Source organism: Nocardioides sp., assembly GCA_037045645.1.
Taxonomy (GTDB): domain Bacteria; phylum Actinomycetota; class Actinomycetes; order Propionibacteriales; family Nocardioidaceae; genus Nocardioides.
Genome location: JBAOIH010000001.1, coordinates 2,162,064 through 2,178,954, shown reverse-complemented (window position 1 = coordinate 2,178,954; position 16,891 = coordinate 2,162,064). Strand labels below are relative to the sequence as shown.

Here is a 16,891-nt window from a genome sequence, read left to right as displayed (position 1 = left end):
CGACACCGGCAAAGCGCACCCAGTCGCCCTGCCCGCCCATCACGTGGTGGATCAGGTGGCCGAACTCGTGGAAGAGCGTGACGACCTCGCCGTGCTCCATCACGCCACGGGAGAAGTTGCAGACCAGGACACCCTCGGGCAACTGTCGACCCGCGACACCCGGGGCCAGGTCGAACTGGGCCGCGTGCTTGTACTTGCCCTCGCGCGGATGCAGGTCGAGATAGATCCGCCCGATCCGGGCACCTTCGAACTCCACGTCGAGCCCGACCACGTCCTCGTGCCAGACGGCCGCATCGGGCACCGGGACGTAGGTCAGGCCGAAGAGCCGACCCGTGACGTCGAGGAGTCCCTGGCGTACGCGTGCGAAGTCGAAGTACTGGCGCACGACCTGGCCGTCGACGTGGTAGCGCTCGGTGCCCACGAGTTCTTCGTAGAAGGCACGGTCGTACGGTTGCACGTCCTGCGCGTCGGGATAGTCCTGCTGGAGGCGTTCGAGGAGGACCGCTTTGTCCGCCAGGCCGCGTTCACGCGCCGCGGTGGCGATCTCGTCGACGAAGGCGGCGATGCGCGCGGAACCATCGTGGGCACCACCGCCCAGCATCTTCACCTCGGTGTCGTACGACGCCCAGGAGTCGTAGTCGAGCAGCGCAGCGTGTTCCGCGCGCGCGTTGAAGAGCCGTCGCAGCACCACGTCGTTGGCCGGCCAGGCGATGTTGTTGGCCTCCAACGCCAGCTTGCGTCGGGTCTCGCGCACCCGGCAGAAGGTGAGCAGCGGGACCAGGTCGGGGTAGTCGGTGGTGACCTCGATCAAGCCGTCCTCGGCCGGGGGGTGCGCGTCCAGCCAGTCGGCCGGCAGACCGTCGAGTTCCTCGGCTCGCAGCCGCAGCGTACGAGTGCCCTCACGGATGTTGCGTCCGAACTCTTGACTCAACTCCAATTCGAGCTCGGCCAATGCGCGCAGCCGTTCGCGCGCTTCGTCGTCGCGGTCGACGCCGGCGCGCCGGAAGTCGCGCAGGATGCGCTCCAGATAACGCCGCGCGAGATCGTCGAGATCGGAGTCGTCCAGGCCTGCGAAGGCCGCGTGCAGATCGCGGTCCAGCGACAGGTCGGTGGTCAACTTCTGCACCGCTTGCGAGACGGCGTCGGCGCGTTCGCGTACGCCCGCATCGGGGTGGGTTTCGGCGAAGAGTTCTCCCGCTGAGGCCGCGTTGTGGATCAGCAACTCGGCTTCGTTCCACGCCTGCAGCACCTCGAGTGTGGAGCCGGCTGCTCCCGACTTCACGCGCTCGGCGATCGCGGACACGCTGCTCATGTCGTGCTCGCGCCCGGCCAGAAAGTCCAGCCCCGCGGCTGGGTCCATGCCGGGAAGGGTGAGTGGAGTCGTCATCAGCGCAGCACCTTGTCCATCGTCTTGCCCTTGGCGAGTTCGTCGACCAGTTTGTCCAGATAGCGGATCTTTCGCATCAAGGGATCCTCGACCTCCTCGACGCGTACGCCGCACACCAGGCCCGTGATCTGATCGGCCCGCGGGTTGAGTTCGGCGGTGGTGAAGAAGTCCTCGAAAGTGGTGCCCGCCTCCAGGTGGTGGGCGAGCTCGGACTGATCGAATCCGGTCAGCCAGCAGATCACCTCGTCGAGTTCGCCGACCGTACGTCCTTTCTTCTCGACCTTGGTGACGTAGTGCGGATAGACCGAGGCAACGGGGGTGCCGAAGATGCGACTCACACACCACACCGTATCGGTCAGGAATGGGGCGCGCCCCGCCTCACGAGGAGGCGGGGCGCTGTCGGTGCTGGCGGTGTGGGGGGCCTCCGGCACCCACCGGCAGCACTTGTGGGTGGGTGTGGGTGCGCTGCCGGTGAAGTCGAGAGAATATGTCTGAGGAAGTTGACTGAACTCTACACCTGACTGTCACGAATGTGGGAGGATAAGTTGAGTTCTTCCAGGAGTCGGTGGTCTCGGTCGACTCGCCACTTTTCACTCACGCACCCCCCGCTCCGAGAGGACGCCCATGTCCAGGATTTCGAAGGCTGTCGCCACGATTGTCGTCGCCCTCATGGCGGCGCTGACCCTCTCGCCGGTTTCGGCGGTCAACACCAACCTGGAGCGGCAGCCGCGGATCAACCTCGGCACCGAGTGGTGCTGCTGACTCAGCCGTCGACGCGCAGGCCGGCGATAGTCGAGCGGGTCCACGCGCCATGGCGTAGGCCGACTGCGGCGCCCGCGCTGCGATAGGCATGCAGGGCTGCGTCGTGATCGCCCACCTCGCTGAGAAGTTCGGCCAGGTCGTACCAGATCTGGGCGGCTGACCGGTCGGAGCCGATAGCGGTCAGCGCCATCGAGGCGGACTGATAACTTGCCGCCGCCGCGGAGACGTCCCCCTCTGCGGCTCGGCTCTGGCCGATCAGGGTGTGTGCCATGGCGAGCAGCGTGGCCGGAGTGTCGGCGTCCGCCGTCGCCAGCACGGCCTCGCCGATCTCGCGCGCGTCAGCGGGATCGCCGCTGAGCAACCGGACCCGTGCCTGACCCAGCCGATTGCGACCGCGTTCGGCCGGACTGGCACTCGACCACGACAACTCCTGTGCGGCGCGCACCAACTCCGTACGTGCCTGGTCAAGATCGGGCGGGTCGAGTTCGAGATGCATCAGGCCCAACTGCGTACGCAGCCGGGCAAGGTTGCGCATGTCATTGCCTTGCGACATCAAGACCAGAGCACGCGTAGCAAGCGGAACTGCCTCCTGCATGGCTCCGCGACGAGCCTGGATCGTGGCGGCGTTCCAGTACGCGGCCGCTCGTGCCTTGGGGGAGTCGAGTCGCTCCGCGGAGCGGACGGCACTCTCGCAGGCCCGGGCCGCGCGGTTGACGTCGCCGCGTTCGAAGTACGCCGCCGCGAGCGTGACCGCGAGTTGGACCTGTTCGTCGCTGCCGTCGAGGCCGGCCTCGCCTGCCTCTTTCAGCAGTCGCTCGCCGGTCTCGATGGCCAGACTCAGGTCCCCGGCCTCGCGGTAGGAGCGGCACAGCGCGATCCCGATCTGCAGCCGCTGCACCCAACTCGGCTCCGCGTCGATCAGCGACTCATAGGCCAAGATCGCCTCGTCGACGTCACCGTGCGCCTCCGTGGCGCGAGCGATCAAGAACCGAGCGCGCTGCGCCAGGCGTGCCTGGTCGCTGCTCTCGGCTCGAGCGAGGGATTCGACAGCCTGCGTACGGCCGGTCGAGGCATCTCCTGACTCCAAGGAGAGCTGGGCGAAATCGAGCAACACCTGGATCTCGTCCAACTCATGGGCTTCGACACCGGTCAGGATTCGCTCCAGCGACACCCCCAGGCGTTCGGTGATGGCGCGCAACACCTCGACGGTCGGGCGTCGCTGTCCGGCCTCGATGCGCGAGATGTAGCCGACCGAGACCTCGGCTCCTGCTAGTTGGCCTTGCGTCAGCCCCTTGGCGACCCGGTGGGCACGCACCCGCGCGCCCAACACGTCAGTCGGAACGGCTCGCAATAACTCCGCCTGGCGGGGGTCCATCCGCCCATTGTGACCCATCGTTGACAGATCCGGTCAACCTACGCGAGAAAACTTCCCAGACCGATTATCGGGAGGCCTTGGCCGACCAGGTGAACGCCTGGTTGTCGTCCTTGGCCACGCCCTGGCAGGCATTGCTGGTGCCTCGGAAGCAGCGGTAGCGAATCGAGGCGTTGGCGACGGTCACGGTGACACTGCGTACCTTGCGGGTGCTGAACGGGACGACGACCTTGGCCTTGCCGCGGCGGTTGAACTTGCCGAACACCTTGGTGAAACCGCCCTTCTTCTTCTCGACGAGGACGAAGAGTGCCGGCATCTTCTTGCGCTTCGGGCCCTTGACCCGCACCTTCAGCTTCCAGCTCTTCTTCGCCAGGGAGGCGTCAGGTGTCAAGACGGTGCTGTTGGAGGTCTGGTGGTGCAACCTGACCGTGGGAGCGGCGTAGCGAGGGACCGAGCGGCTCAGCGTCGTCGCCGCCACCACGGGCTGGGGCCACGAACCGCCGTCACGGTAGAAGCGCGCCGGTCGCGTGTTCCACGCGGCGAACTCGGCGTACGCCTTCTCGAACCCACCCCGCTTGCGCAGCACGTAGTCGACGGCCTTGAGCGAGAAGTCGTCCTTGTTGTCGGCCGCTGCACGCTGCCACGCCGCGCGGACGGTCTTCTTGCCATAACGCTTGGTCAAGAACTCCAGGAAGATCCAGTTGGCGTAGGGGTAGTTGGTGCCGGTGACCCAGGTATCGAGCGGCACGTGCGGTTCCATGATCTGGCTGTTGGCCAGGTAGCGCCGGTTCAGGTTGGCCGAACCGAAGATCTTCTCCTCCATCCAGGTGCCGGTGGCGTCGGCGAACCACTTGTCCTCTTCGGAGTCGTACGCGTACTGCACCGCGGTGAAGAGTGCCTTGGCGGCGGTGACCTGCGCGAGCGCTCCCGAGTCGACCCCGCTGTACTGCGGGTTGAGGAAGTCGTTCTCGACCATGCAGTAGGTCTGGATGAACCAGCGGTTCTTGACCTTCTCCTGGGGACACACGGACGTGGAGGCCGTGGCGCTCAGGTCCTTGAGATAGACGTCGAACTTCTTGTTGCCGCCGAGTTTGCCGTCGGCGAGCGGCTTGCGGAAGCCGAGCTTGTCGACCATCACGTTCCACGACTTCTGCCATGCGCCGAGGGTGTGGCTGGCGAAGGCGTCGGTTGCCGCGTCAGCACTCGTCGGCACCCAATACACGCAGATGTTCTTCGAGCACTTCTTCGCCGCCGGGACGGAGTAGCCGTAATAGAACGGGTCCAGCGCACCATCGGTCGGCCTGGCCTGAGCCGCAGGGGCGACTCCCAGAGGACCGGAGACCAACAGGGCGAGGGCCGCCGCGGCGGCGGCGAGACTGCGACGCATGGAGAACTCCCGAGGAAAGCAGGTCGGAATCGATCAGGTGCGTGCGGTGAAGCGGAATTTCCCGTTGTCATCACGGGCGATCCCCCGGCAGCCGTAGTCCGTACGCTGCCAGCAGTTCATCCGAAGCGAGGAGTTGGCCAGCGTGACGGTGACCGAACGGACCCGCTTCGACCCGAACGCGACGCGAGCCTTCCCATGGCCACGCTTGTTAATCCTGATCACCTTGATCTTCGCCTTGCCGTTGCGCTTGACCAGGGTGATCGCGGCGCTGCCGCCGCGGCCCCTCTTGGGCAGGGAGAACGTGAGCTTGAGCTTGCCCCGCTTGAACGACTTGCGCGGCTTCAACTCATAGCTGGCGTTGGTCAGGTGGTCAAGCCGCTTGGATCGGCTCAACTTCTTGCGCTTGCGCAGAGTGGACTTCTTGGCCTTGCCCTTGGGCCACGCGGCACCCTCGGCATAGAAGGAGGCCGGGCGTACGTTGGCCGCCGCGAACTGCGGGTAGAACTTGGCCATGCTCGAGTGCCGAGCGCGCAGTGCCCTGTCGATGGCCTGGACCGACCAGAGGTCCGGGGCCAGGGCGTCGGAGTCGGCACGGCTCCAGATGTCGCGCACGATGTCGTTGCCGTACCGCTGGGAGAGCAACTCGAAGAAGATGAAGTTGCCGTAGTGCGAGCCGGTCTGACGGTTGAACAGATCCAGCGGGATGGACGGGAGCCGGATCTGGCTCGCCGGGAGGTATTGCCGACTGTCGTTGACGTGAGTGGCGTAGCGCTCCTCGACCCAGGTGGCCGTCGCCTCCATCAGCCAACTGTCCTCGGCGAAGTCGTAGTTGAACTGGATGGCGTGGAAGAACTCGTGTGCGGCGGTGACGATCAGGCTCTGGTCGGGCGGCGCGTCGAACTCGACGAAGTCGTTGTCCAGCACGCAGTAGCCGTCGGCGCGGTAGCGCTCGGCGACCTTGTTCTCCGGGGCGCAGAAGCCGTAAAGGCTCTGCGACCCGACGTCCGACAGATAGATGTCGAAACGAGCGTCGCCGCCCTTGATGCCGTCCGCGGCGGGTGGGCGGAAGCCGAGTTGCTGGGTGAAGAACGCCAGCACCTGGTCCATCGTGGCCAAGGTGAACTCGACGCCGTCCGGCACGCCGTTGGCATTCGCGTCCACCGCCGGAGGCGCGTCGGAGGTGCTCGCGACGTAGTGCACGCACAAGCTGGCGCTGCACAGGGGTGCAGCCTCAGCCACTGTGTAGCCGAACCCCTGGGGATCGTTGGGGCCGTCGGTGGGACGGGCCAGCAGGCTCTGCGCCTCGCGGCGGTCGGCACCGGTGAGCGTGGGCAACGCCTTGCGCAATTCGACCAGCGCCATGGTCATGTCGCTGGCTTGGGCGGGCGTGTCACCGGAGGCCAACTCCAGCACGCGGTCGATGACTGCGGAGCCCTTGTCCGCAGCGGGGGACTTGTCCTGTGCGGCTACGGGGGAGGCCAGCAGGCCACCCGTGATCAGCACAGCCGAAGTCAGCAGGGCGAGGGTTCTCTTACGCAACACCCGCACAGGGTAGACCCTTGCTCAGGAACCGGAGATCTTCTCGATCAACGCCGTCGTGGAGATGGCCGGAGTGCGAGGAAGGTAGACGACCTCGACGATGTCGGAGAACTCGTCGAAACGCCCCTTCCAGTCGTCGCCCATCACCAAGATGTCGGCGCCGTGCTCCACGAGGTAGTCCCGCTTCTGCTCCAGGCTCTCCTCCAAGAAGACTCCGTCGACACACTTCAGCGCGGCCACGATCTCCAGGCGCTCGCGCTCGCTGAAGACGGGCTCGCGGCCCTTCTTCCGCAGGTTGAGAGCATCGGCGGACACCCCGACCACGAGTCGGTCGCCGAGCGCGGCGGCGCGCTCGATCACGCGCAGGTGCCCGACGTGGAAGACGTCGAAGGTCCCGAAGGTGACGACCGTCTTCGCGGTGCTGGAGGGGTTGGCCATGGCCGGATTCTTCCACTCACAGGGGATGGGGGAGAATTCCGCCATCATGACTGCTCCTTCCATGCCCGCCCCCGCGATCTCGATGATCACGCCCGACCCCGAGGCCGACGCCGAACGCCGGTCGGGACTGCGCAAGATGCGTACGGTCGCCGTCGCGCTGCTGATCTTCGCCGCGGTCGTCTACCTGCTGACGCTGGGGGAGTCGGGCTTCCTGGGGTTCGTCAATGCCGGTGCGGAAGCGTCGATGGTCGGCGCGATCGCCGACTGGTTCGCCGTCACGGCTCTGTTCAAGCACCCACTCGGGTTGCCGATCCCGCACACCGCGCTGGTGCCCAAGAAGAAGGACCTGCTCGGCAAGTCGCTGGAGGAATTCGTCGGGCAGAACTTCCTGCAAGAACAGGTGATCCGCGATCGGGTCGCGGCGGCGACGATCTCCCACCGCGTGGCGACCTGGCTGTCGGATCCGGCCAACGTACGCCGGGTGGTCGACGAGGCCTCCGACGTTGCCGCGATCGGGCTGGGTAAGGTGCGTGACTCGCACGTCGAGGACCTGGTCCGAGACGCACTGGTGCCGCGCTTTCGCGAGGAGCCCCTCGCGCCCTTGCTCGGCGGGATGTTGCATGAGTTCGTCGAGGACGATGTGCATCACTCGTTGGTCGACCTCGCGATGCGCGAACTGCACGCCTGGCTGCTCGGCAACGAGGAGACCTTCACCGAGATCCTGTCCGAGCGTGCGCCGTGGTGGGCACCGCCGCGCCTGAACGAGGCGGTGACCGGCAGGGTCTACCTGGAGGCGATCAAGTGGGTCGAGGACATCCTGGAGGATCCCGACCACCGCGCCCGGCAGGCTCTCGACTCCATGCTGGAGCAGTTGGCCCAGGACCTGCTCTTCGACGAGGAGACCCAGGCCCGAGCAGAGCGCCTCAAGGAGCGCATGCTCGATCATCCGGCAGTGCTGGAGTCGGCGGTCTCGTTGTGGAACGCGCTGCGACGGGCCATGCTGACGTCGCTGAAGGACCCGCAGGGCGCCGTACGCCTGCGGCTCCAGACCGAACTCTCGGCGTTCTCGCACCGGTTGCTCGACGACGAGGCCCTGCGTGCGAAGCTGGACGGCCTGGTCGCAGACGTCACCGTCTTCGGGATCGAGAGGTACGGCGCGGAACTCACGACGGTCATCACGCACACGATCGAGCGCTGGGACGGCAAGGAGGCCGCCAGCCGGATCGAGCTGTATGTCGGGCGTGATCTGCAGTTCATCCGGATCAACGGCACTATCGTCGGTGGTCTGGTGGGTGTGTTGATCCACGCGGTGACGGTGTTGGTGCACTGACGCCGAGGCCAAGGGTTAGGGTCGTCGATATGGAAAAACCTGAGATCGACTTCCCCGACTTCGAGCCCCCCGCCGACCTGGTGATCACCGATCTGGTGGAGGGTGACGGCGCCGAGGCGACGCCCGGCTCCACCGTGTCCGTGCACTACGTGGGCGTGGCCCACTCCACCGGCGAGGAGTTCGACGCCTCCTACAACCGGGGTGCGCCGCTCGCCTTCCGGCTCGGCATCGGCCAGGTCATCAAGGGCTGGGACGACGGCGTCACGGGCATGAAGGTCGGCGGTCGCCGACAGTTGGTCATCCCGCCGCACCTGGGCTACGGCGAGCGCGGTGCCGGCGGCGTGATCAAGCCCGGTGAGACGCTGATCTTCGTGTGTGACCTGATGGGTGTCAGCTGACGTTGCCGGCTACCCGGGCGGCGCGCTCGGCGACCCGTACGACATCACCGGCGGCGAGCTGACGCCCGCGCCGGGTCTCCACCTCGTCGTTGACCCGCACCCGTCCGCTGGCGATGAGGGCCTTGGCGTCGGAGCCCGAGTCGACCAGGTCGGCCAGCTTCAAGAACTGCCCGAGCCGGATCGCGCCGTCGGAGACGGAGACCTCCGGGATCTGCATCAGGACTGGATATAGGAGTCGAGTTGGTCGCGCTCGAACTCGAGTTCGGCCATCCGGTTCTTCACAACGTCGCCGATGCTGATGATGCCGGTGAGTCGGCCGTCGGAGACGACGGGGACGTGGCGGATGCGGCGCTCGGTCATCAGCGACATCAGTGAGTCGAGGTCATGGTCGAGTTCGCAGGTGTGCACTTCGCTGGTCATGATCGAGTGCACTGCGCCGTCGAGAAGTTCGGCGCCGTCGCGAAGGCGGCGTACGACGTCGCGCTCACTGACGATGCCGTCGACCGACGAGCCGTCCGTGCTGACGATCAAGGCACCGACGTTGTGCTCGGCCAGGAGCCCGATGAGTTCGCGTACGGTCGCGTCCGGACTGATCGTGACGACGCCGTCGAGAGTTTTCCGCTTCAAGACCTCGTTGATGCGCATGGGCCACTCCTGTCGCTGTGCGGTGACCACAACGTACCCAGGTGCGGTGTCCGCGTGAAGGGTCTGCTGGACACTTGTCCGACCTGCGAGACCGGTCAGCGACCGCCGTGCTCGTCCTCGCCGCGCCTGCCTCGCAGTTGGCTCACCGAACCGGGGCCACGAACCGGGGCGTCCGGGTCGTCGTCGTCATGGGCGGTGCCGAGGAAGGCCAGCGCCGCGTCGTGCAGGTGTCCGTTGGTGGCCAGCGCGTTGCCGCCGAACGGGCCGTCCAGCACCGTCGAGGGCGGAGAAGCGTCCGCCGGCCTCGCGCACGATGATGTCGAGTGCTGCCATGTCGTGCAGTGCGAGTTCGGGTTCGGTGGCGATGTCGACCGCGCCCTCGGCGACCAGCATGTAGGACCAGAAGTCGCCAGTAGCGCGCGGGTCCGCCAGCAACGCCGGGTCAAGGACAAGAAGTCGTCGAGTCGACCCCGCTCATCCCAGCCGCCCAGGCTGCTGTAGGACAGCGACGCATCCTCCAGGCGGCGTACATCGGACACCTCGCAGCGCGTTGCCTTCAGCAGCGAACGGCCGGTCCAGGCGCCCTGGCCCGACGCTGGCCCACCAGCGCCGATGCAGCGCGGGGGCGGAGACCACGCCCAGCACCACCTCGTCGTCGACCGCCAATGCGATCAAGGTGGCCCAGACGGGAACTCCGCGGACGAAGTTCTTGGTGCCGTCGATCGGGTCGATGATCCAGCTGTCGCTGGGAGTGTCCGGTGCTGCCGTGCTCCTCACCGACGACGGCGTCACGAGAGCGTACGCGCGACAGCGTCCGGCGAATGGCTCTCTTCCACGGCCACGATCGGCCTCGGTGACCGGTGTCAGGTCGGGCTTGCTCATCACGTGCAGGTCGAGCGCGCTTGAAAGCGCGGCTCATGGTCAGGGAGTCGGCGTCGTCGGCCAGCACGTGGGCCAAGCGAAGATCGTCGGTGTAGTCCGGCACGCCAGTGCCCGTGATCGCCATAGTGACAGGGTAGATCCATGCGTCGCCATCAGTACGCCGACGCGTCATAGCGGGCCGCCAAGCAGCCGTCGGAAGGACTTCACCCGTTCGGCGTCGGCTGCTCCCGACTGCACGGCCACGTCGAGTCCGCACTCCGGCTCGTCCCCGCCGTGAGTGCAGCCGCGCGGGCAGTCCTCGGTCATCTCGTCGAGGTCGGGGAAGGCCTCGATCAGGTGCTCGGGCTCGACGTGGGCCAGCCCGAAACGAGCGGATGCCGGGGGTGTCGATGATCCAAGCCCGCCTGCTCCGGGCAGTGCCAGCATCAGCGCCGACGTCGAGGTGTGGCGGCCGCGGCCGGTCACTTCGTTGACGTGCCCGACGTCGCGATTGGCATCGGGCACCAGCGCATTGACCAGCGTCGACTTGCCCACCCCACTGTGGCCGATCAGCACGGACGTACGTCCGGCCAGGCGGGTGCACAACTCGGCCAGGTCGCCGTCGCGCTGGGTCACCACCCAGGGCACTCCCAGGGAGCGGTAGGTGCTCAGCAGCGTCTCGGGGTCCGCCAGGTCGGCCTTGGTCAGACACAGCAGGGGAGCCATGCCGGAGTCGTACGCCGCGACGAGGGCGCGGTCGATCAGGCGCGGTCGTGGCTCGGGATCGGCCAGCGCCGTGACGACGACGAGTTGGTCGGCGTTGGCCACGATGATGCGCTCGACGGGGTCGTCGTCGTCGGCGGTACGACGTAACACGGTGTGCCGCTCGCGCACCTCGACGATGCGCGCCAACGAGCCGTCCTGCCCGGAGACGTCACCGACCACCCGCACCCGATCGCCGACCACGACCCCTTTGCGGCCCAGGGGGCGGGATTTCATCGCCATCACTGTCGTGCCGTCCACATCGAGGGTGAAGCGTCCCCGGTCGACGGTGATGACCGAGGCCTCGACCGCGTCGTCGTACGTCGGGCGTTCCTTGGTCCGGGGCCTGGTGCGGCGACGCGGACGCTCGTAGTGCTCGTGATCGTGGTCGGAATAGCGTCCGGTCACACGTCCTCCACGAGCGCCGACCAGGTGGTCGCGAAGTCGGGGAACGTCTTGGCGGTGGTGGCGACGTTCTCCACGAGCACGCCCTCGACGCCGGCTCCGATCACCACGGCCGCGTGCGCCATCCGGTGATCGGCGTACGTCGCGAAGCGGCCACCGTGCAGACGAGCAGGCCGGAAGGCGAGACCGTCGTCGTGCTCGGTCACGTCGGCGCCGAGCGCACCCAACTCGGTCGCCAGTGCGAGCAGGCGGTCGGTCTCGTGACCGCGGATGTGGCCGATGCCGCTCAGGTGCGAAGGGGTGGTGGCCAGCGCGCACAGGGCGGCGACCACGGGAGTGAGCTTCTCCGACGTCGTGGAGGTCGAGATCCACGCCGAGGAGGTGTTCGGGTCCCCGCACACAGAGACCTCCCTCGACGAACTCGACCGCACAACCCATCAGGCTCAAGATCTCGCGGAGTCGGTCGCCTGCCTGCTTGGTGTGACGGGGCCAATCGCGTACGACGACCTCACCGCCGGAGACGGCAGCAAGTGCCAGGAAGGCTGCGGCATTGGAGAGGTCGGGCTCGATGGTGCGATCCCGGGCGGTGATCTGGCCGGGCGAGACAACCCACCGATTGGCATCGGTGTCGTCCACCGCCACGCCATGCTCACGCAACATCGCGACGGTCATCTCCACATGCGGCAACGACGGCATGGGTTTGCCGTCGTGCACCACGTCGGCGCCGCGCTCGAATCGTGCCCCGGCGAGGAGGAGCGCGGACACGAACTGGGAGGAGGCCGAGGCATCGATGACGACCTTCCCGCCGGCAACGGTGCCGGTGCCGTGGATCGAGAAGGGCAGCGACTCGCCGTGCACGTCGACGCCCAAGGTTGCGAGCGCGCCGAGCATGGCGCCGATCGGCCGTTGGCGCATGTGGCTGTCGCCGTCGAAGTCCACCCGCCCCTGTGCCAAGGCCGCCACCGGTGGGACGAACCGCATCACCGTTCCCGCCAGGCCGCAGTCCACGGTCGCGGGTCCGCTCAGGAGGCCTGGGTGCACGACCCAGTCGGGACCAGAAGTGTCGACGTTGCTTCCCAGCGAGCCCAGCGCAGCGGCCATCAGCATGGTGTCGCGCGAGTGCAGCGCACGGCGTACGACCGACGGACCGTCGGCGAGCGCGGCCAGGATCAGCGCTCGATTAGTCTCCGACTTGCTGCCCGGCAAGGAGACGATCGCGCGTACGGGTGCCTGCGCGGTCGGAGCGGGCCACAGGTCGTCGGTCACCTTGGCCATTGTTCCAGGGTTCGCTGAGTTGCTCAGCGGCGGGGTCGGTGGGTCCAGACCACAGCCGAGGGGCCGGCGAGCGTCGCGGCGCCGATCGAGAACAGGCCGAGGGTCGCAGTCGGGGATGCCGGCGCGGGCGCCGGCGGCAGTTCGACGGTCTGGGTGGTCGTCTGCGGGAGCCCGTTGACGGTCGTGGTGAGGGTGAACGTCACGGTGACGCTGCCGCCGTCGTTGCGCATGCTCGCGGAGAGGACGAGAGTCGTGTCGCCGGACACGATGCACGCGCCTGAACTGGTGTTGAGCCGCTCGCAGCGAGGGTCCGTGCTGGAGATCGCGACCGGGCCACTGGACTGCACGCGAAGCTCGGAGTCGGCCGAGGCGCCCGACACGACCAGGGTGATCGTGTAGTCGGGAGCGGAACCGGTGACGATCGCGGCCAACGGCGGTGTGGGCGTGCTGGTGGGCGTGCTGGTCGGGCTCGGGGTGGCGGTGCTGGTCGGGCTCGGACTGGGGCTGCTGGTCGGGCTCGGGCTTGGGCTGATGGTCGGGCTCGAGGTGGCGGTGCTGGTCGGGCTCGAGGTGGCGGTGCTGGTCGGGGTGAAACTGGGTGACGCTGAGGCGGAGACGGTGAGCGAGGCACTCGCCGTCGGGCTCACCGTGGAGGTTGCGCTGGTCGTGACTGACGGTGATGTCGTGGGGGTCGGGCTCCCGAGCGTCATGGTGCGGGTGGGGCTCGGACTGGTCGTCGGCATCGACGTGGCGACGGGCGGGGACGACGGCCCAGAAGTGGGCCCAGAACTGGGCGCAGAAGTAGGCCCAGGGGTTGGCCCAGAAGTCGGCCCAGAAGTCGGCCCAGAAGTAGGCGGGACCCCTGCCGTGGGCGCGACCGTTGCCTCGGCGGGGAGCGAAGTGGTGGCCGCACCGGGCTGGGACGGCTCGGTCGGTGCCCAGGTTGATACGTCGGGGGTGATCTGGCGATCTGCCGAGGAGAGGTCTGCGTCGGCGCCACCGAGCAGCGCGACGCTGGTCGCGGCGATCGCGACGGTCGCGGCAGCAGCGGTCGCCACCGCAACTCCGGTGTGCTGTACGACCAGGTCGCGGCCACGCGCGAGCAGAGTGCTCACGGCGGTGGACGCCGTCGTGCTGCCCCCGAGATAGCCCAGTCCCGCGGTGCCGAGCAGTGTGATCACCAGGATGCCGCGCAGGTTGCCGTTGATCTCGCAGAGTTCGAGATAGATCGCGGTGCAGGCGCGACATTCCTCCAGGTGAGTCTCGATCTTGGCGGCGTCGCGTTTGGAGCAGCCGCCGCGGACGTACGCTCCGAGGTTGTCGTGGGTGAACTGGCAGGCGTCGTCCTCGATCTCCTGGGCGTGCATCGTCAGGAATGCCTGGCGCAGACCTTCGCGCGCCCGATACGCCAACGCGGCCACGGAGTTCGGGCTCATTCCCAGCAGCGGTGCGATATCGGCCGGTTTGTGCCCCTCGACCTCTGTATGCCACAGCACGAGTTGCCACCGCTCGGGGAGCGACTCGAATGCCTTGGCGGCTGCGGCGTTCTCGAAGCCCTCGACCACGGTGTCGCGGAAGGGGACGCCCGGGTCGAACGGCTCGAGGTTGTCGGTGGTGTGCAACTTCGCGCCCGCGCGCACCTTGTCGATGTGGAGGCGACGTACGGCCGTCAGCAGATAGGCGCGGAATGCCACGTCCGGCCCCCCGCCGCGCTGCAGCACGCCGAGCACCTTCGCGAACGCGTCCGAGACCAGGTCATCGGCATCGGCCGCGCTGGTGAGTTGACGAGCCAGACGGGTCGCGGCACCGACATGGCGCCCGAAGAGTTCTCCGTACGCGTCAAGGTCTCCCTCGCGGACGGCCGAGATCAGTTCGGCGTCCGTGGGGCCGTGGGTGCGCGAGAGAGTGACAGGCACGTGAAGAAGACGCTCCTAACGGGGGAGAATGACGCAAGATCCTCGGTCCGGTCACTCCACCCCATGCTAGGCGGTGCAGCGGCAGCTGGCATCCAGAAATGTCCGCACAACCGCGTCATGGCAGGGGCGCCGCCACGTTTCCATGGTGTCGGGGCGACAACGGAAACGACGGGGGTGTGCTGACGTGTTGGGAATGTTCACCTCCCGCCGACGCGCCAGCGCGGCGCCTGCGTACGCGGTCGAGCTCGTACCCGCGGCCTGTGGGGGGTTGCGGGGAGAGTTCGCCAGCGTCGAGGAGGCCTTGGTCTCCGGCGCCGATCCATCGGTCGCCTGCAGCGTGGTTGGGCATGCTCTGGCCCTTCGGGGGTCATCCTTGGGGGAGTGCTTGACTGCGCTGCAGGCGACGTACCGGTCCGTACGCGGCACCGACCCGAGTTTCCGCGACGTACAGGCTCTGGCCGAGGCGTGGAGCGAAGCAACGCTCGGCTACCTGCACCAACTCTCGTGTGCGGACCCGATGACCGGACTGGCCTCACTCGCGCACCTGCGCGGAAGACTGACCGAGCTCTACCGAGCCGAGGCCGCACCGGGGGATATCCGCGACACCTATTCACTGGTGATCGTCGACGTGCTCGGCGGGGACCTCACGCACGGCGCTTCGGCGCGCCTTGCGTCGGCGCGTCGGGTCACGCGCGTGGGGCAGTCGGCACGCACGGTGTTCTCCGGCGCCGAGACGATCGCCCGCCTGGGCACGAACCGATTAGCGGTGCTCGCGCTTCGAGACGAGCAGTTGAGCCAACGCACCGCGTTGCTGCGCCGCCTGGTCAACGCCCTCGACCTCGAGGGGCGCCCCGTCCGCGTGTGGATCGAGGGCCTGCCGGGCTCGGATGCCAGCGCGGCCGTACTGATGGACGAACTCGCCCGGATCTGAGCCACCTAGGCTGGGTCTGTGTGTGGTCGCTATGCGTCGAGTCGCCAACCCGAGGACCTGATCGAAGAGTTCGAGATCCGGACCCCCCGTTTCGCCGCGCCTCTCGAGCCGGACTTCAACGTGGCGCCCACCAAGGAGATCTACGGCGTCGTGGCCCGACCTCCTGCCGAGGAGGATGAGCCCGAACGCCAGTTGCGAGTCCTGCGTTGGGGGTTGGTGCCTTCGTGGGCCAAGGACGCCAGCATCGGCAGTCGGTTGATCAACGCGCGGATGGAGACGGTCGCCGAGAAGCCGAGTTTTCGCAAAGCCTTCGCGAAGCGGCGTTGCCTCCTGCCTGCGGACGGATACTTCGAGTGGTATCCCACCGAACGGACCGGTCGTGGCGGCAAGCCGGTCAAACAGCCCTTCTACATCACCCCGAGAGACGGTGGGATCTTGGCGATGGCCGGGCTTTATGAGATCTGGCGAGACCCGAGCCGTGCCGAAGACGACCCGGACCGGTTTCGATGGACCGCGACGGTGATCACGACGACCGCCGAAGACTCACTGGGACACTTGCATGACCGGATGCCGTTGATGGTCGAGCCAGATCGTTGGCAGGGGTGGCTCGACCCGCGTGTCTCCGGTCCCGATCTTCTCGACCTTCTCCAACCCGCCGCGCCCGGACACCTGGACGCCTACCCGGTGGCGACCCTGGTCAACAACGTCAAGAACAACGGGCCGGAGCTGATCAAGCCGATTCCGATCGAGCCGGACACCGCCCAGCCGGACACCATCCAGTCGGACACCGAGGACGCCCTGTGGTGAGCCGGATCGAGGTCGACACGGCGTACGGACCGGGGCGACTGGTCATCGAGGCGGCAGCGGTTCCGCGAGGCACGCTGCTGCTCAGTCATGGTGCGGGCAACGGGATCGACACCCACGACCTCGCGGCGTTGGCCGCCACCCTGCCTGCCGCAGGCATCACGGTGGCGAGGTTCGAGCAACCCTGGCGCGTGGCCGGTCGCAAGGTCGCGACGCCGCCGGCCACGCTCGACGTAGGACTGACAGCAGCCGCCGGTCTTCTCGACACCGGGGGGCTTCTCGTCGTGGGCGGTCGCTCGGCCGGCGCGCGGTCGGCGGCTCGTACGGCACGAGCGCTCGGCGCCGCCGGGCTCCTCGCGCTGGCGTTCCCGTTGCATCCGCCAGGACGCCCCGAGAAGTCCCGACTCGACGAGTTGACCGGCGCAGGCGTTGCGACCCTGATCCTGCAAGGGGAGCGCGACCCGATGGGGCGTCCCGAGGAGTTCCCCGACCAGGAGTGGGAGCTTGTGGTGGTGCCGGGCGCCGACCACGGGCTCAAGGTGGCCAAGTCGTCCACGTTGGGTGCCGAAGGGGTGGCCCGACTGCTCACGGAATCGGTGCTGGACTGGTGGATCCGATCGTTCGGGAATCGTTGAGCGATCCTCGACGTTATCCGCCTCATGCAGGCAGTCCTGGAGAG

The 16,891-nt window shown here is 67.5% G+C and carries 16 protein-coding genes and 3 pseudogenes; 6 read left to right on the top strand and 13 right to left on the bottom strand.

Going from position 1 to position 16,891, the window contains the following annotated elements:
• Positions 1 to 37: 37 nt before the first annotated feature.
• Both V9G04_10835 and V9G04_10830 read right to left on the bottom strand, forming a co-directional pair.
• Positions 38 to 1,312, bottom strand: a pseudogene (locus V9G04_10835) (M3 family metallopeptidase).
• Positions 1,313 to 1,386: 74 nt separating this feature from the next.
• A complete protein-coding gene (locus tag V9G04_10830) occupies positions 1,387 to 1,725 on the bottom strand; it encodes a DUF2200 domain-containing protein (protein ID MEI2713754.1) in 339 nt (112 codons plus the stop codon).
• 286 nt (positions 1,726 to 2,011) lie between these two features.
• Between V9G04_10830 and V9G04_10825 the strand changes: the two genes are divergently transcribed.
• Complete coding sequence (locus V9G04_10825) at positions 2,012 to 2,149, top strand: hypothetical protein (GenBank protein ID MEI2713753.1); 138 nt, start codon at positions 2,012 to 2,014, stop codon at positions 2,147 to 2,149.
• A gap of 1 nt (position 2,150) precedes the next feature.
• On the opposite strand, the gene V9G04_10820 is transcribed toward V9G04_10825, so the two are convergent.
• From V9G04_10820 to V9G04_10805, 4 genes are all read right to left on the bottom strand, one after another.
• On the bottom strand, positions 2,151 to 3,524 hold the full coding sequence (locus tag V9G04_10820; GenBank protein ID MEI2713752.1) for a helix-turn-helix domain-containing protein: 1,374 nt from the start codon (positions 3,522 to 3,524) through the stop codon (positions 2,151 to 2,153).
• 64 nt (positions 3,525 to 3,588) lie between these two features.
• Positions 3,589 to 4,908: an MXAN_6640 family putative metalloprotease gene (locus V9G04_10815; GenBank protein MEI2713751.1), complete on the bottom strand. Its 1,320-nt coding sequence runs from the start codon at positions 4,906 to 4,908 to the stop codon at positions 3,589 to 3,591.
• A gap of 33 nt (positions 4,909 to 4,941) precedes the next feature.
• Complete coding sequence (locus V9G04_10810; GenBank protein ID MEI2713750.1) at positions 4,942 to 6,450, bottom strand: MXAN_6640 family putative metalloprotease; 1,509 nt, start codon at positions 6,448 to 6,450, stop codon at positions 4,942 to 4,944.
• 21 nt (positions 6,451 to 6,471) lie between these two features.
• Entirely contained in the window at positions 6,472 to 6,885 is a 414-nt protein-coding gene (locus tag V9G04_10805) for an adenylyltransferase/cytidyltransferase family protein (GenBank protein ID MEI2713749.1), read from the bottom strand.
• Between the two features lie 46 nt (positions 6,886 to 6,931).
• On the opposite strand from V9G04_10805, the gene V9G04_10800 reads away from it, so the two are divergent.
• Positions 6,932 to 8,215, top strand: a complete 1,284-nt coding sequence (locus V9G04_10800) for a DUF445 domain-containing protein (protein MEI2713748.1) — start codon at positions 6,932 to 6,934, stop codon at positions 8,213 to 8,215.
• 29 nt (positions 8,216 to 8,244) lie between these two features.
• Positions 8,245 to 8,613, top strand: coding sequence for an FKBP-type peptidyl-prolyl cis-trans isomerase (locus V9G04_10795; GenBank protein MEI2713747.1), 369 nt, complete (start codon positions 8,245 to 8,247; stop codon positions 8,611 to 8,613).
• On the opposite strand, the gene V9G04_10790 is transcribed toward V9G04_10795, so the two are convergent.
• The 7 genes and pseudogenes from V9G04_10790 to V9G04_10760 form a co-directional block, all read right to left on the bottom strand.
• Positions 8,606 to 8,830 carry an RNA-binding S4 domain-containing protein gene (locus tag V9G04_10790; protein MEI2713746.1) on the bottom strand — a complete coding sequence of 75 codons (225 nt, stop codon included), beginning with the start codon at positions 8,828 to 8,830 and terminating at the stop codon, positions 8,606 to 8,608. The genes V9G04_10795 and V9G04_10790 overlap by 8 nt on opposite strands.
• On the bottom strand, positions 8,830 to 9,258 hold the full coding sequence (locus V9G04_10785; GenBank protein MEI2713745.1) for a CBS domain-containing protein: 429 nt from the start codon (positions 9,256 to 9,258) through the stop codon (positions 8,830 to 8,832). The genes V9G04_10790 and V9G04_10785 overlap by 1 nt, the downstream gene beginning before the upstream one ends.
• Before the next feature lie 95 nt (positions 9,259 to 9,353).
• Positions 9,354 to 10,243 (bottom strand): annotated as a pseudogene (locus V9G04_10780) (inositol monophosphatase family protein).
• Between the two features lie 65 nt (positions 10,244 to 10,308).
• Positions 10,309 to 11,118 (bottom strand): ribosome small subunit-dependent GTPase A, encoded by an 810-nt coding sequence (gene rsgA, locus V9G04_10775; GenBank protein MEI2713744.1) that lies wholly within the window; start codon positions 11,116 to 11,118, stop codon positions 10,309 to 10,311.
• A 167-nt stretch (positions 11,119 to 11,285) separates the two neighbouring features.
• A complete protein-coding gene (locus tag V9G04_10770) occupies positions 11,286 to 11,618 on the bottom strand; it encodes a hypothetical protein (protein MEI2713743.1) in 333 nt (110 codons plus the stop codon).
• A gap of 73 nt (positions 11,619 to 11,691) precedes the next feature.
• A pseudogene (locus tag V9G04_10765) lies at positions 11,692 to 12,561 on the bottom strand (3-phosphoshikimate 1-carboxyvinyltransferase).
• A gap of 23 nt (positions 12,562 to 12,584) precedes the next feature.
• The gene (locus V9G04_10760; GenBank protein MEI2713742.1) at positions 12,585 to 14,477 is read right to left on the bottom strand and encodes a sigma-70 family RNA polymerase sigma factor; all 1,893 of its coding nucleotides are present in this window, start codon (positions 14,475 to 14,477) and stop codon (positions 12,585 to 12,587) included.
• 193 nt (positions 14,478 to 14,670) lie between these two features.
• Here V9G04_10760 and V9G04_10755 point away from each other — a divergent pair, with 193 nt between their 5' ends.
• Genes V9G04_10755 through V9G04_10745 form a run of 3 tightly spaced genes read left to right on the top strand, consistent with a single transcriptional unit; the run spans position 14,671 to position 16,847 of the window.
• On the top strand, positions 14,671 to 15,408 hold the full coding sequence (locus V9G04_10755) for a hypothetical protein (GenBank protein ID MEI2713741.1): 738 nt from the start codon (positions 14,671 to 14,673) through the stop codon (positions 15,406 to 15,408).
• A gap of 18 nt (positions 15,409 to 15,426) precedes the next feature.
• A complete protein-coding gene (locus V9G04_10750) occupies positions 15,427 to 16,215 on the top strand; it encodes an SOS response-associated peptidase (GenBank protein MEI2713740.1) in 789 nt (262 codons plus the stop codon).
• A complete protein-coding gene (locus V9G04_10745) occupies positions 16,212 to 16,847 on the top strand; it encodes an alpha/beta family hydrolase (protein MEI2713739.1) in 636 nt (211 codons plus the stop codon). Before V9G04_10750 ends, V9G04_10745 begins: the two co-directional genes overlap by 4 nt.
• The last annotated feature ends 44 nt before the right edge of the window (positions 16,848 to 16,891 follow it).